We start from the raw sequence: 14,419 nt of genomic DNA on the forward strand, positions 1-14,419 counted from the left end.
GTTATCTGGAATGAATTGGGAGACGACACCCTCATTGCCTTCTTCGCCAATGCCGATGCTGTCGCCCAACGTATCCAAGAATGGAATGAATACCGATTAAAACAAGAAATTGCAGCCAAAGAACGCACTATTGATATTCAAGTCGAAAAAGCCTCCGATGCTAAAGCCAATAAATTAGCTGCCCACAAGCTGGAAAAAATACAGGCATGGAACGAAGCACAACTAGAACGTCAAAAACTTCGTCAAAAACGCTTTGAACAGTTCAAAGGACTTGTTTTTTGGCTCGGTGGTTGGGTCGGTTCTGGCCGCTCTGGGATTTTCTTTTTCATCTGTGGCGTTTTGATTTCTGCAACTGCTACATCCGTGGCAATCATTAATCTACCAACTTTCTTGTCTTGTCCTAATAGCAAAAGTCTCTGTTATCAGGTATATCAAATGCGGTTCAATAATCAAAGTGTGATTCTTCCGGGACAAGCAAAGGATATCGTTGCTGAGTATGAACGTAATAAGAGCAAATCTAAACGACGCAAGTAATTAAGTTTTTGGGAAAGAGAAAGTGTCTGTTTTGGTTTTCCCTATCTTTGGAACAGCATCAATAGTTATGATATAGGGATGAAGTTATGAACGAACTAAAAGAAATTAAACTTTGGGATGATTGGGACGATATTAATTTATCTACTCCAGAACGTCGCATTGAACGCTTAGAAATTCTGCTGTGCCAAAAAGTACATAAAGGCGAAGATATCTCTCAATGTCTGCAAGTTTTGGAGTACTTGAAAAATTGTACGACTCACCAGAAGTTGGAGTCTGTTTTCTTTAAGCGAGTTCAGCCTCAACTGACTTTCAACTGCTGGCAAATAATTGGTCAGGCTACTTTAATCTCAATAGTCGCTATTTCTTGCTGTTTTGCCATATATAAAATAGCTACTTCACCAATATCTAATAATTCTTCGTCGGAATTATCTCTTGGCAAAGAATTATCAAAAAACACCCCACCACACAGTAAAAAACATCATAGATAAACACAATGACAGGGCGGTATATTTATAAGAAGAATTCAGAAGTCAGGAGTCAGAATTCAGCATGAATTCTGTACGAGTGGTTCATAAATATTGGTTAAAACCGTACTTCGTCCCGCTACACTAACGCCCGAAGTCAAGCGAAAAAATTAAAATATTCTTCCTGAATTAAAACTTCATCCCTTCATGGGTGGAGTATTCTGACTCCTGAATTCTGACTCCTGACTCCTTTTTATTTACTGCACTGCGATTACTGACTATGGTACTCCATCAACAATCTCTAAAATATTTCAAGTTAACGGAGTAAAAAGGCAGTTTTTGAAGAAGAATTCAGAAGTCAGAATTCAGGAGTCAGAATCAAAACGCTCGTGACGCTCGATGACTCGCTTGCCGCCGGCGCTATCCACCAGTCGCACAGAATACCCAACTGAATTCTGGCTCCTGACTCCTGAATTCTGTTTCGATAAATATTTACTTTCATGCCCAAGGTGAGGCGATCGCTTTTTTTTCCCATATTCAGTTCAAATCACTGCATTTGATGGATGAAAACTTTCTTTACAGCGTAAGTCACCTACTTTAATAAGAGGTGTCCTTGTCGAAAGGCAAACTGTCAACATCCTCAAAGTTACGCAGGTCTTGCTCCATCTGCTGCCGACGTTGGACGTAAGTTCTGCTGTCTTCAATTCTTCCTCTCATCAACCATGCACCAAAGTTAATGCCTTGTTCTACGTGTGAGGCAGACATTTTATTATAATGATCAACCTCCATTTTCTTGCGCCACTCAAGCTGTTCGAGGGCACTTTCACTGATGCCAATTTTCTGAGCATATTCTATATATTCAGGTCTGAGAGAACCATCTGGGTTAAACTCCTTTTTCTCTTGTTCAGTGAAGAAATCGTAGGCTGTGTAGATTGGCCACGGCTCTGGATCAGTCTCGTCCAGGTGCTTCCACTCGTCGTATCTTGCTTTTAGCCTAGAGGCATAATCATCAATTGCCTCGTTACTCATTCCCACAGATAACATTTCTTGTCGAGCTTCATTTTTCAAGCTGCCATCTGGATGGAACTCTTTCTTATGCATATTTATCCAACGCTTAATCCTTGACATATAAATCTCCTCAGAAATTGATTAATTTTCATCAATTTACTTAACATTTATGACTCTGGAATTGAAACATTTCGATCCTCGTTTAAATCAGTGGATCTATACAGAGGATAACAAAAGTAACTCTCAATCAATTTTAACTGAAAAGCTCAGTAATACCTTATTAGAATTTTACTTTCCTGGCAAAGAATTCTCGTTTGGACACTCAGATGAATACAGCACCGCCGAAGAATTAAAGAATCATCCAGATGGACAGATTTTATTGCTATCTTCTAAGACTCGCTTACTTTATGGAGATCAAGAATGTTTAGAAACGATTCAAAAAATTTGTCCAGATAGTAAAGACCGTGGAGCTTATGGTTCAATCTTCCTTGGGGGTTGTAAAAATGCAATTCACGAAAAGTTAAGCATTCTGGTAGTAGATGATTCTACTGAAAAGGCTGGTGAAAATGGAGGGATATTATCGAATGATTTGGCATATAAATTAGTTGGTGACTGTTATGGGCAGATTTCAACACAACTTTATGACAAAGTAACCTTAAGAGAATCCCAAGCAGATAAAAGCTATCGTGTAATTCAGCATCGATTTGGTTGGGTGGATGGAGTTGGAGAGGATACTACTAAATACCGTTTTGGCAAAGGAACATTGCGACCATACAGGTTAGACGAAATCAAATATGCAGATCCAAATAACAAACCAGAAATAGACATAATTCTCCCCGCAAGCAGTTTTAAGGGAGCAGACAAGGATAGACCCGAAGGGGCCACTAAACCGCAGATTAAGCCAGGATTATATCAGCAAAATATTTGGTTAGCTGAAAAAGGGCAATCTCAACAAGGACAGATGTCTATCTCCCAACTGCTGGCATCTTTCCCCCAAGGAATTAAAGATTTTGCCGAAGAGCTAGAGGTACAATCTCAAAGATTAACCTCTATTCAAGATGATCCAAGACTTGTTGCTGCTTATTATTGTGAAAGATACGAAAAACGTAAAGAATCATTGAGCCAAAATAAGTTAAAAACATCAGACATTATCAATCAAGAAACAGATGTTAAAAACTTAGGGACAAATGATGACTTAGATGCAGATCAGGAATTGGATGATGATCCCGGCAAAGATGACTTGTTTATGTACAAACTCATTAAAGCTGATTTACTAGGGCATCAACAGCTTTTAGAAACTGAGAAGGTAAAGCAGGAATTAAGTCGATTTGTACAAAGTGAGTGGCGAGATATTGCTATTGGGAAAACGCTTACTTTTGACCGAGGAATGATTATTCCCTCCAAGGAACTCAAAAATGGTGAAATTTGTGTCCCTTGGCTTGATGAGCAAGAAAAAGTTCTTAACTTTCGTTCTCCCTTCCTCAACTCTAATGGATTGTGTGTCTCTACTAATAAACACGTTGAAGACCGTCTTGCTCCAGATGGTGATCCCTTAGAAGGCATAATTGTAGTTAATGACGAAGACCACAAGCGTATACAAGCCAGAATTACAGAATTAGAAGCACTGTTGGTTGATGTTGATTTTATCGACCCAGCCGAAACCGAATCAGAACGGCAAGCACGAGATTTTGATGGTGACTGCATTGGTGTAGCACTAGCTAGTAAATACCCTAACTTAACAGCCGAAGCCGAGTACAGAAACCAACCCCAGAATGCTTATGCTCCGACAGTTAAGCTCAAAAAACAGTCATTTTATGATCCCAGCGATGGAAGCCAGCGCCCATTTGAAGAAATTGCCATCCACATGAGCGATAGCATCAGCGTGGGTATAATCAACAATCAAGTGACGGCACTGGAGGCATTAGAATCAGAAATTGAGGTACTAAAGACTTACGGTACTTTAGAACAAAAATCAGAATATTTAGAGCAAGTATCTAGCCATTATCAAAGTTTATTTGAACAGGAATATGACCAGAAGCCCAAACCAATTAGAGCAGAGTACAAACCCTTCATGCAATCTGTTGTAGCTCTAGCAGAGAATCCTAACAGAACGCCAGAGATTATCCAGCAGGCAATGGATGTTAACCGCCTGATGTACCGAGAAATGATTGGTGAGGGATGTTATCAGAATCAAATAGCGGTTGATTTATTCAAAAGTGCAAAAAAACCTGAGATGGATAAAATCAGGGAAAACAATCGCTACTTGTATCGTGATGTTAACTATATTAAAGATAAAAAGTCGCGTTCAGTTTATTTAAGTACAGGTATAACACCAAAAGGTTACTCACCAGTAGAATTATTAATTAGCCAAACCAATAAATATTTCCAAGAATCACAGTTAGAATCGCGTCCTATAGTCCAGTTTAAAGACTTATTCAAAGGGGTAGAATTTACACCACAGCAGAAATTTGCAGCGATCGCAGCCAAGTACGAGTTTGACCAGAAATTTAACGCTGCGGTACGTATGGAGCAACGGTGTGAAACAGAGAAAGGCCCATCAGCAATCATTCAAACTCCACAAGGGGTGCAACTCGAAATTAGCAATCTCACCCATTACGGGCATCCTTTAATCTGGAAAGCCGAGACGTTGAACATTCGGCTAGATGAAATACCAGAGAAATGGCGAACTAAAGAACGCCCCCACAAATTACTAGCAGTCGCCCAGATTAATGGAGAAATCGATAAAGATGGGAAACCCGCATACCGTCATCTTGGGACAGTTAGCCAACAATCTGTGACTGACCACAACCTCAAGGCGGGGATGACCATGCAGGGAGCTAAACTCCTAGAACTAAAACCAGAACTTACTAGAAGCCAAACTAAACTACTCTTTGCCTTGGCGCAGGAGACGGCAGAAGCATTTTACGCGAAAATCCCAGAGTCAGAAAAACTTGCATCCGCAGCAGCCACTTGGAACATCTGTGCATCCCGGCAAGATGAACTCGAAGTTGCAAGAAAAGAAAACGCAAGTCCCCAGGCGATCGCTAAAAAAGTCTCTAATTTTGCTTTCGCTGCTTTCCCCAATGAGATTATCTCCCGCTTGGAGAAACTGCAATTTAGCGAACCGAAGTTAGTCACACTTAATAATGAAGCAAATCAATTTTTGGGTCGAGACTGGAATCCAACCGAAAAACACCCGGTAGAAATCAGAGCCTCTCATCACCCACCGGGACACGAACGCCACGTTTCCAGATTGTTATTTGTACAGGATAGTGACGGCGAATATAAAGAATTAGCTATGCTCGAAACCAGGGCTGGAATGTTACCAATTGGCACAAAGGCGCAAGCTAATTTCATTGGGGTAGAACCTGCTACTGCCAAAGCAACTATTGGGCTACCAGGAAACGAATCGGTTGAAATTACTATCCGTGAACTCAAGAACTTCTCTTACGCAGGACTTGTTTTTAACGCCGAACCCGTAAACTTAGAATTTGGCACTGTACCGATTCCTGACAAAACAGTGAAAATCAAAATTGATGCTTTGACTCTGGGTGAGTTAGACAGTGATTCTGCCCAACAGTTAAAAGAAATTAATTACCTAAAAAATGGTAATCCCCTGAAGTTGAAACTTACCTCTATCTCCGAAGCTGGAGATCAAGCTTTTGTGCTAGGTGAGTCCCCAAATGGTAATCTCCTCAAAATCAATAAAATCAACTTTTATGATTTTTCTGGTCAGACATTCAATGATCAAGATTACCGAAAACTGACTATCGAAACCTCAGCTTCTAAAACTAGAGATGCTGTATTTTTAAATGGTGAACCCTTGGGGGTATTACATTTCAAGAAAGACAAAGACGCGCTCAGACAGCTTGGATTGCTCAAAACCGGACAACTTACACCCGCACCCACTATTATTGAAAGTAATTTTTCTGTTATTTGCGCTCAAATTGACCCTAAGACCGTTGAATATCCCCAGAAGTGGACGAAGGAATTTCAGGTTTTTGGGACTCAATCGGTTAATTCTGAACAACTGTATATGATTGATAGTACTGCGCCGATACTGCAAAAAATTAAAGAACGTCCTACTTTCTTATTTTCGACAGAATCAAACAAAAAACTTGGAATCATGGGCTTGGCTGTTGATAACCAGAAAGCTGAGACTGTGACTAAATGGTTAACTGCTCAAAAAGTTGAATGTCAACAAGTACCAATAGAAGATGTTATCAAGGAAACTAAAAAAGGTCTAGCCGTATTTAACTTGGTTGATAGCTCCATCCCTGTCAAAACTTTGTCGAGCATGACCAAGAAATTTGGGGCTGTGATTGAATCAAATAGTGACTATCAACAAAGAGTTAATTCCCTCGCTACACGACCGCAGTTTTTGAAACCACCAGAACAAACAGCACAATCCCCACCTAACCAATCTATAACTCCATCACTCTCCACTACTCCTTCTACACCAGATATTACTAATAGTACAAAAACCGAACTTCTAGGTGTGAAGAAGTCCTCAACAGTTACTATTGATGATTTGAGAAATTGGTACAATGCCGCAGATAAGTTAGGGAAGTCGGAGAATTACAAAAAACGCATTGTGGAAGTTGCCAATCAATTTAAAGCTGGTGAGCAATTATCAGCCGAAGCGTTGACAGTAATGAATCAAGATACATTTGAGCTTGAAAGAATCAGTCGACTGACTCAAATTGCTCAAAGGATTGGCATGATCTGGGGTAAGTCTAATGAAAATGCCACTCAAGTTCAAGGAAAAATTTATGACTTGGCTTTCAATACCCAGCAGAGAGATTTAACTATTTCGCAGAAAAATGGGGAGGTAATTTTAAACTTACAATCTGGCAAGGTGCAGACTAATAAAGTAACTCCACAGATATTGCAAACTTTTGAGGATGCTAATACTCAAATTGATAAAATATTAGCTAAATCTCAAGGGCAACAAATAGAGTTACAAAGATAGATTGTAAGAATTCAGTACCCAGGAGTCAGGAGTCAGAATTTATCAGGAATATAAAATGATTGGTATATTTGTTTATCAAATGTTCTCCTAATTCTTTAACTATTCAGTCCTTCTGAATTCAGAAGGACTGAATTCTTCCCGCAAAATACGCCAAAGAATTTCGTGCCAAACTTGGTTTACGGGCAAATGAATGAATTATTAATAGTAGACCTTTACCACCTGAATTGGAGCGCTGCAAATCTTAAACCCGGTTATAGAAGTAAAATTATAGAAGTTAAACACAAGAAAAATGACCGACGCACCTTTCCCTAACCGACTAGACCGTATTGAGCAAATAATCTTGGGTGTAGCTGAAAGACAAGCAAACACGCAAGCACAACTGGATGTACTCAGTCAAGAAATGAGAGAGCTTACCAGTAACGTTGACCGTGTTCTGGGTCGTAGTGCAATTTTGGATGATGTGTTACTTGAATTACGTGATAGTCACGAACAACATCAGCGAAACTTTGAGTCACACCAGCAGCAAGCAGAGGAGCATTTACAAGCATTCAAGGAACATCAGCGCACTACTAACGCTGCACTACAAAGCCTTGAGTCAATCTTGTTGCAGTTGATTAGAAATAATTCTTGAGATACGTAAGCAGTAGACCCCTGGTGAAATTGAAGTAAGGCGAATTTAATTATTGGCTAGGCGATCGCAGGCAGCGAGAAACCTTTCAGCAATAATCGCTTCAATTCGTCTTAGGTTCTCTTTCTTGTCCGTTTTGGCACGGCTATGCCAAATACGCTAAATACAAAGGTAAAACAACTGCCAATGCTCGATTACGTTAGTGCAGGAATCGCGTTTTACATAACAATGCTTCCAGTACAAGAGTGGATACTAGAATTCCGCCTCGGTTATCTCGGTCGCTACTGGAGCCTGATAAGTGTTGCTGGTTTATTCATTGGCTTTTTGCTCTGTCTGCTGATATTTGTGCCATTGATTATTAACATGGCATTAGATCCGTTCAGATATCCAGATCATTTGGTCATGAGCGGGATCGCTGCGGTGATTTTTGGTGCAATACTCTGGCTGGGGCAGTGGCTGATCCTGCGACAGACTGAGATGACACCGAGAATTTTTGCGCTGATCAATACGGTAGTTGGAATCTCTGTCTTCTCTGTGCTGGTGTGGTTCAATCAAAAAAGTTTGCAGTGGAGCGGTGGCCCGATTGAAGGCTGGAAAACCGGACTCATTTTTCTAGCAGGTGGTACAGTTACTGGAGCCGCGACGGGTAAGGCTTTAGATTTTTACTGTGCGCGAGTTGAGCAGCGATTAATCAGACTTGAGAGGGAGAGGGTAGAGCAAGAAACCCAAGAGCGAGAAAGGCTCTTAAGAGAAAGGTTTGAGAAGCAGAAATTAGAGCAAGAACGTTTAGAAGCAGAGATGGCAGAACGGAAAAGGATACAGCGAGAGGCGGCTCAAGAGGAAGAACGCCTGTGGTACGAAAAACACGGGAAAGACTATGCTGATTATGAATATGACGAGGATGAAGAGGAGTACGAAGATGAAGACCAGGAGGAATAAACTGGTTTAGAGCAAAGCTCACCATATCCAGCTTTTGGTGGCTTTGCCATTCGCTACATTATTAAACTTGGCTTGTGCGTAGAAGTTCAGCATACGCTGTCGCTGTATCTTTCATATATTGGTACTCTTCTCTAATTCTTTTATACTTATTCTCAATAGCAAAGCTGTCATTTGGAAGGAGATTTGGGTCATATTGTGCAACTTGTCTGCCAATCAAAAGTTCTCTAATAAAGCCAATATAGACTTGTTGTAATTCTTCAGCTTTATCGAGTAAGTTCTCAATTTGAAATAATGCTCTTTTGTAAATTCCCTGTTGACTAGCATAAAATTCTGACGTAAGTACTAAATCCAGTAAATTGTTGGTTTTGTGCCACTGCTTTCTTAATTTTAAAATTTCTGGTTCGACAAATTGGATATGCTCTTTAATTAGGAAGGCTAGTTGTTGAGCTACTTTGAGATTTGCTTTTTTATCAATATCAATTTTATCGAAAGTTGGAATACGTATAGATTGAAGATTATGCCAGGAATAAATGTACTCAATGCCTTCGGGTGTGAGCTTTGGAAAAATGACCTGGATTCTTCGATTCTCCTTAACCTCAAAAAAGATACCAAAGTTACCTAAAGGTAAATTTGGGTAACGAATATCTGCTCCATCAACTTCCAGCACTAAGTTACTTTTGATGCGCTTTATCTTTTGATCGTGATAAAAAACAAACCAATATCCGGCAAGCATTATTAAAATGATTATAGTGATGCTTATGATCATTAGAGCCAATTGTGTAATTTATAAAATTATTGTTGAGACATTAGTTACCTCAAGTATCTCAAATTTGACATGATGATGCCTTGGGCTGGGATCAGTTCAGTAGTATATAAATACTATCTCTCTTTTATCAGTCTCCGGGAGGGCGATCGCTAGAAGCCTCATAAGGCAATCAATACAAGCTATACTATTAGAAAAATAGGTCTTGTATTTCTTTACCGTTGCGAACTTCATTTGATGGTTACAAATCAAAGTCAAGGCTGAATGTTTCGCTTGAAGAATCTTCTTCTTTCTCTTGTGCCAATGGAGTCGAAGTCATTGAAGGAAGTTTGTTCGGCTCATTAGTAATCGGCGTGAAAGCTACTTGTTGTGTAGCTAATCCAGCCTTAATGAAAACAAAATAGCAATCAATAATAAAGTAAAGTGTCTCCAGGTAACTTTTACCTAGTTGTTGGGACTCTGCAAATATGCGTTCTCGATAATTTTCTTTGAGCCGAATTTTGATCGGAGCTAAGTCAAATTTTTCTGTCATTGTGATCATTTAATAGATGTAGTAGGCGAATTCTTGCTGCTGATGGCTTTTGCCATTTCTAAAAGCCCAAATACATTAGCTTCTACTGGGTTGTCCAGTATTTTGAACCCGTTTTTCTCTAAAAGCTTCTTAAATCCAGGTAACAGGCAGCCTCCACCAATTGCCCAGATTTCATCCCCCTGGTGTTTGGCATCAAGTGTCTGATTCACCACTTTCTTCAAGTATTTTTCATACCAATCCTTTAAGCAAGCGCTGTAAACATCTTTGATATCAATGTCACGGCTGTACCGAGTATGCCCCATTTCCAGACAAAATCGGATTTTGGATGCATCCCCGATTTTTCCGCCATTTAAATGTTTCATCTTTTGGGAAATATCATTGATGAGAACTTCTACGCCTGTGGGGTAGGCGGTGTGAACTTCTCGTTTGCCTTGGTTGTAACGAGAATACAAAGTTGTGCCATTGCCAAAATCTAAAATGGTTAATTTTTTGGGTAGTTGATGCCCAAACAATGCACCCATCCCTTCTAGTACGACTTTCAGGACTTCTATTTTCACCTCTGATTCTTTGCCAGCAAGTATTGGCTGATATTCTCCGTTTAGTACTTTTTGCAATTCGTCAGCTAGACCAACATCATGTAAGCTAACGACTAATTTTAAATGCCAAGCCTTACGGTGTGGTAGATGTGCCAATGCACCGAATAATGTCAACAGTGCATTATTGACTTTGTTTTCATTGTTATCAGTGTTTCGGTCAAAATAATTTCCTGTACGGAAAGCTGATTCTCCAACTGTGTAAGCACTACCGTTAAAAACGACCCTCCCAGGTACGTCTTCCATCTCGGCATTGGTTATATAGCTGGGGACACGAACTACTTCAAAGCCATCGACTAAAAGTTTTAGGCTTCCATAGCCGTTATCAAAGCCAGCAGGAAAAATTTTTTGCAAGGTGTGAATGTTAGACATATATGGGACGAGTCAATACGGTTTGATTAAAAAAGTTATCTTGATAAATAATAATTGTTAATGCAAAGATTTTCTCTTGCTCCTCGGCTCCAGCCTGAAGAACTTATCGTAACCTCTTGGGGGCTAAGTGGGGTAAAACCTCACCCAATTAAATGTACCCCATATAGCCCCTATATAACCCCCATGTGGGAGTCAAATTTTGTTCAAGCCTCTAAACAATCTTGGGGTACACACAGCCCCCATACAGCCCCCATGATTTTTTTGGAATCTTTTCTATCAACGCAGCAAAAATTAATTTAGATCATCGTTGACTCTTTGATTTATAAGTGTCAATCTTTTGTTAGCAATTTATTTCCCTGCAAGATGTCTAGCTAAAGCTCTGATCCACTTGGAATTTACCTACGAGAAATTGGTCGCTTCAAGAGGCTATCGTCTAAAACTTGAGATTTTCTACGTAAAAGAAGTAAGGTCTATGCTGGCTCTTGAGCAGCAAAAAAATCTTCTCGTGCAACGGATAAAGCCTTCTCCGAATGGGTCTGAACTCTCTAGCGAAGTAAATAAAACAGAAGCAGAATTAACCCAAATCCTTGAACAAGACCAATCGGCAAAACATTTAATGATTACTGCCAACCTCCGAATAATGGTTGCAGTCACTAAAAAGTATCGTTTGAGTAATCTAGAATTTTTGGATCTGATTCAAGAGGGAGCTATCGGTTTACTTTCATGTGGTAGAGAAGTTTGATCCGAATCGCGGTTATAAATTTTCTACCTATGCAAAAGGCGTGGATTCGGCAGGCAATTACCAGAGCAGTTACAGAACAATTCCACACTATTCGCCTACCCCATGACTAAGTAATTACTAATTCGTAATTCGTAACTCGTAATTAATGGACTGAGTAACTCAATTCATTGATGGAGATAAAAAACATAATTCCTTTTTTCAGAGCAGGCGACTTTCCTACGGAACGCTGCGTGAACAGTCTTGGGATGAAAGGGAGTCGGGAGTGGGGAAACTAAGCGATTCACAAGGAGCGGGGTTTAAACCAATACTGCAATACAAGGATTTTATCGCTTAAGGTCGAGCGAGGCTTTAAACCTTTTTCCGGGCTAATATATTTCCTACTCCCCGCCCCGAAGGGGTTGTAAAAATTACGAATTATTTTGACGTATTACCTAAAAAAGTTCTCGAATGCCTAAACGCATTTCGTCTGTTAGTTTCTTTGGAGTTAGAAATTGGAGAGGGGCAAGAAAACCAATTGCAAGAGATGTTACCCGACGAAAGAATCTCCGCACAAGAGTATGTTGCTCTAGAATCTCTCCGGTCAGATTTACAGGATTTATTAGCTACCTTGAAACCAAATCAACGCCAAGTCTTAATGTTACAGTTTGGGTTGTCGGGCGAGGATAAGTTGACTGCAAAACAGGTTGCACAAAAACTCAATCTCAGTCATTCCAAGGTACACTCTGCTCATGGATAAGGTATCAAAGCTTTACGATGTGAGCAAGACAAAATTAAAGATTATTTGGCTAGTTAAAACTGTTTATGGCAAAGGAGAAGGAATCGCTGTTGTTGAAAGTACTTCTGGCATATTCAGTCTAATCGCCGTTTGCTCACATTTGGGACATCTGAGTCTTAGACAGAATAAGATGCAGTAACTTCTAGTCCAGTTTTAATCATCCTCGTTAATTAAAATCTCTATTTGAGCAAACAATAATTCAAGCTTCTTGCGCTTTTTGGGATTATCCCATAGCTTTGATTTTTTCATTTTCTTATAGGTAGAATCTATTTGCTTCTCTAATTCCTTCTCTTCTGTTGACGACTTACGGGTTTTCAACCGTTCTCGAATTTCATTTAATGATAAATTTTGTAATATCGCCTCTTCCAATAAAGCAATACGTTCTGTCTTTTCTTTCAACTTAGCGATTACTTTAGCTTTTGTGTATTCAATTTTTCCTTGGCGTAGAACTTCTAAAATTTCATCAGGCAACCGCAAGAGAGGAAGTCTGTTAGCAGTGAACGACTCCCATTCCATAAGCCCCAAGCCTGTAAAAATCATTTTTACATCCTCTGCATGAGAATTACTGATAACGTTATCAGTAACTTTTCCCGCCAAAATATTTTGCATTTTATAAAGTAAAGATATAACTTCTGGCACTTTCTTATCTAGTTGAAGTGCTATAAGTTCTAAAATACCTTCTGTTTCTTCAATAGGATTGAGATCGTCTCGCTGTAAATTTTCTACCAATGACAGTTGCAGGGCTTCCTGATCATTTAACGAACGTGCAATTACAGGTACTTCAGTTAATCCTGCTAAACTAGCTGCTCTGTAACGCCTCTCTCCAGCTACCAACTCATATTTATCATCAGATAAGTAACGGACTAACAATGGTTCTAAGATGCCATGTTCTTTAACCGACTGTACTAACTGCTCTAGCTTTTTTGGATCAAAATAACGGCGAGGCTGCTGAACAGAGAGTTGAATTTTTTCGATAGTGACAAACTGTCCACAGGGAAGAGAGTCTACAGACTCGCCAATCAAAGCTTCTAATCCCTTAAGACGGCGACCATAAGGCTTATCACGCTTTATACTCATAATAATTTCTCCAGCCCTTTAACAATTTTTTTTAGGATTGATAAAGCTGGATGCTTAGGATTAAAGATTGCCAGAGGAACATTTTCTTCAGCAGCATCAGCAAAAGCAGTAGATCGAGGAATTGGGTCATAGACTATCCCAACCTGTGACAGTTGTTCTTGAATAGCTAATAGTGTTCGTTCATCTTGGCTATTACGTGAATCAAACATCGTTGGGATAAACCCAGCAATTTTTAACTTTCGATTTGGAAGAGACTTAACGCGTGTTACTGTATTTAAGAGTAATTCTGTCCCTAAGAATGCCTTGTATTGCGTCTGGATCGGCACTAAAACGTGAGTTGATGCCACTAAACTGATATAAGTAAGAATGCCTAAACTAGGGGGGCAGTCAATCAAAATAAAATCATACTGTTCGCTTACAGGTTCCAAAGCATATTTAAGACGTAAATCACGCATATCTGCTACTACTAACTCTAATTCAGCTGAAGTCAGATCCTGAGATGACGGAACAAAATCCATCCCATGAATTTCTTTAAGAATTGGTAGTGCTTCCTGATCAATCACTGCATTATAAATGGTTTTTTCTTGGGATTCAGGCGCAATTCCCATAAAGTTAGTAAGTGAAGCTTGAGGATCTATATCAATTAAAAGAACTCGGTAGTGATGCTTGGTTTTAGCAGGCTTTAATTGTGCTAAGTGATAACCAAGATTAATCGCTAGAGTGGATTTCCCAACTCCACCAGCTTGATTAAATAAACAAATAATAAGGCTCACTAAATTGGCTCACTTATAATTTCGGCTAACTTTTTCTTGAAAACTAGATTATAACGACAACGGAGTAAGCACAGATAATATTTGACTATCTAAATTTGGACTTTCATAAGCTTATATAGTTGAATCAACTCAAAAGCTTATCATCACTTCGTTTTAAATAAATTAAGCTGGGCTACTCCGCGCTGCTGTCCAACTAGCCACCGTAGTTCTACCACAAAGTTAGATGTATTTCATCAAAATCAAGGTA

13 protein-coding genes and 1 pseudogene are annotated in these 14,419 nt (G+C 39.5%); 8 read left to right on the forward strand and 6 right to left on the reverse strand.

Going from position 1 to position 14,419, the window contains the following annotated elements:
- Both IQ274_RS29590 and IQ274_RS29595 read left to right on the forward strand, forming a co-directional pair.
- A partial coding sequence (locus tag IQ274_RS29590) for a hypothetical protein (RefSeq protein ID WP_228058438.1) occupies positions 1 to 534 on the forward strand: 534 nt, incomplete at its 5' end.
- 86 nt (positions 535 to 620) lie between these two features.
- Entirely contained in the window at positions 621 to 1,022 is a 402-nt protein-coding gene (locus IQ274_RS29595) for a hypothetical protein (protein WP_012412939.1), read from the forward strand.
- 573 nt (positions 1,023 to 1,595) lie between these two features.
- Here the strand turns inward: IQ274_RS29595 and IQ274_RS29600 are convergent.
- Positions 1,596 to 2,126 (reverse strand): hypothetical protein, encoded by a 531-nt coding sequence (locus IQ274_RS29600; RefSeq protein ID WP_228058439.1) that lies wholly within the window; start codon positions 2,124 to 2,126, stop codon positions 1,596 to 1,598.
- Positions 2,127 to 2,175: 49 nt separating this feature from the next.
- Between IQ274_RS29600 and IQ274_RS29605 the strand changes: the two genes are divergently transcribed.
- From IQ274_RS29605 to IQ274_RS29615, 3 genes are all read left to right on the forward strand, one after another.
- Positions 2,176 to 6,978, forward strand: coding sequence for a hypothetical protein (locus IQ274_RS29605; RefSeq protein WP_194144349.1), 4,803 nt, complete (start codon positions 2,176 to 2,178; stop codon positions 6,976 to 6,978).
- A 289-nt stretch (positions 6,979 to 7,267) separates the two neighbouring features.
- On the forward strand, positions 7,268 to 7,609 hold the full coding sequence (locus IQ274_RS29610; RefSeq protein ID WP_114083935.1) for a hypothetical protein: 342 nt from the start codon (positions 7,268 to 7,270) through the stop codon (positions 7,607 to 7,609).
- A 144-nt stretch (positions 7,610 to 7,753) separates the two neighbouring features.
- Positions 7,754 to 8,545, forward strand: coding sequence for a hypothetical protein (locus IQ274_RS29615; RefSeq protein WP_163938877.1), 792 nt, complete (start codon positions 7,754 to 7,756; stop codon positions 8,543 to 8,545).
- Between the two features lie 61 nt (positions 8,546 to 8,606).
- Here IQ274_RS29615 and IQ274_RS29620 read toward each other — a convergent pair whose 3' ends face one another.
- From IQ274_RS29620 to IQ274_RS29630, 3 genes are all read right to left on the reverse strand, one after another.
- Positions 8,607 to 9,278, reverse strand: coding sequence for a hypothetical protein (locus IQ274_RS29620; RefSeq protein ID WP_194144350.1), 672 nt, complete (start codon positions 9,276 to 9,278; stop codon positions 8,607 to 8,609).
- A 271-nt stretch (positions 9,279 to 9,549) separates the two neighbouring features.
- Positions 9,550 to 9,840 (reverse strand): hypothetical protein, encoded by a 291-nt coding sequence (locus IQ274_RS29625; RefSeq protein ID WP_163938937.1) that lies wholly within the window; start codon positions 9,838 to 9,840, stop codon positions 9,550 to 9,552.
- 5 nt (positions 9,841 to 9,845) lie between these two features.
- The gene (locus IQ274_RS29630) at positions 9,846 to 10,805 is read right to left on the reverse strand and encodes a ParM/StbA family protein (protein ID WP_194144351.1); all 960 of its coding nucleotides are present in this window, start codon (positions 10,803 to 10,805) and stop codon (positions 9,846 to 9,848) included.
- A 381-nt stretch (positions 10,806 to 11,186) separates the two neighbouring features.
- On the opposite strand from IQ274_RS29630, the pseudogene IQ274_RS38120 reads away from it, so the two are divergent.
- The 3 genes and pseudogenes from IQ274_RS38120 to IQ274_RS37820 all read left to right on the forward strand — a co-directional run.
- Positions 11,187 to 11,249 (forward strand): annotated as a pseudogene (locus IQ274_RS38120) (sigma-70 factor domain-containing protein); the annotation flags it as partial.
- Positions 11,250 to 11,277: 28 nt separating this feature from the next.
- Positions 11,278 to 11,547, forward strand: coding sequence for a hypothetical protein (locus tag IQ274_RS29640; protein ID WP_194144352.1), 270 nt, complete (start codon positions 11,278 to 11,280; stop codon positions 11,545 to 11,547).
- A gap of 406 nt (positions 11,548 to 11,953) precedes the next feature.
- Positions 11,954 to 12,283: a sigma factor-like helix-turn-helix DNA-binding protein gene (locus IQ274_RS37820; RefSeq protein ID WP_322745369.1), complete on the forward strand. Its 330-nt coding sequence runs from the start codon at positions 11,954 to 11,956 to the stop codon at positions 12,281 to 12,283.
- 192 nt (positions 12,284 to 12,475) lie between these two features.
- On the opposite strand, the gene IQ274_RS29650 is transcribed toward IQ274_RS37820, so the two are convergent.
- The gene (locus tag IQ274_RS29650) at positions 12,476 to 13,399 is read right to left on the reverse strand and encodes a ParB/RepB/Spo0J family partition protein (protein WP_194144354.1); all 924 of its coding nucleotides are present in this window, start codon (positions 13,397 to 13,399) and stop codon (positions 12,476 to 12,478) included.
- Positions 13,396 to 14,172, reverse strand: coding sequence for a ParA family protein (locus tag IQ274_RS29655; RefSeq protein ID WP_109013003.1), 777 nt, complete (start codon positions 14,170 to 14,172; stop codon positions 13,396 to 13,398). The genes IQ274_RS29650 and IQ274_RS29655 overlap by 4 nt, the downstream gene beginning before the upstream one ends.
- Between the last annotated feature and the right edge of the window lie 247 nt (positions 14,173 to 14,419).

It is taken from the genome of Nostoc sp. LEGE 12447, from assembly GCF_015206985.1.
GTDB lineage: Bacteria > Cyanobacteriota > Cyanobacteriia > Cyanobacteriales > Nostocaceae > Nostoc.

Bases quoted from the DNA above. Each gene is read 5' to 3' on its own strand.
- IQ274_RS29610 (WP_114083935.1), top strand. From the start codon at position 7,268: ATGACCGACGCACCTTTCCCTAACCGACTAGACCGTATTGAGCAAATA.
- IQ274_RS29605 (WP_194144349.1), top strand. From the start codon at position 2,176: ATGACTCTGGAATTGAAACATTTCGATCCTCGTTTAAATCAGTGGATC.
- IQ274_RS29620 (WP_194144350.1), bottom strand. From the start codon at position 9,278: ATGCTTGCCGGATATTGGTTTGTTTTTTATCACGATCAAAAGATAAAG.
- IQ274_RS29650 (WP_194144354.1), bottom strand. From the start codon at position 13,399: ATGAGTATAAAGCGTGATAAGCCTTATGGTCGCCGTCTTAAGGGATTA.
- IQ274_RS29595 (WP_012412939.1), top strand. From the start codon at position 621: ATGAACGAACTAAAAGAAATTAAACTTTGGGATGATTGGGACGATATT.
- IQ274_RS29615 (WP_163938877.1), top strand. From the start codon at position 7,754: ATGCCAAATACGCTAAATACAAAGGTAAAACAACTGCCAATGCTCGAT.
- IQ274_RS29625 (WP_163938937.1), bottom strand. From the start codon at position 9,840: ATGACAGAAAAATTTGACTTAGCTCCGATCAAAATTCGGCTCAAAGAA.
- IQ274_RS29640 (WP_194144352.1), top strand. From the start codon at position 11,278: ATGCTGGCTCTTGAGCAGCAAAAAAATCTTCTCGTGCAACGGATAAAG.
- IQ274_RS29630 (WP_194144351.1), bottom strand. From the start codon at position 10,805: ATGTCTAACATTCACACCTTGCAAAAAATTTTTCCTGCTGGCTTTGAT.
- IQ274_RS29600 (WP_228058439.1), bottom strand. From the start codon at position 2,126: ATGTCAAGGATTAAGCGTTGGATAAATATGCATAAGAAAGAGTTCCAT.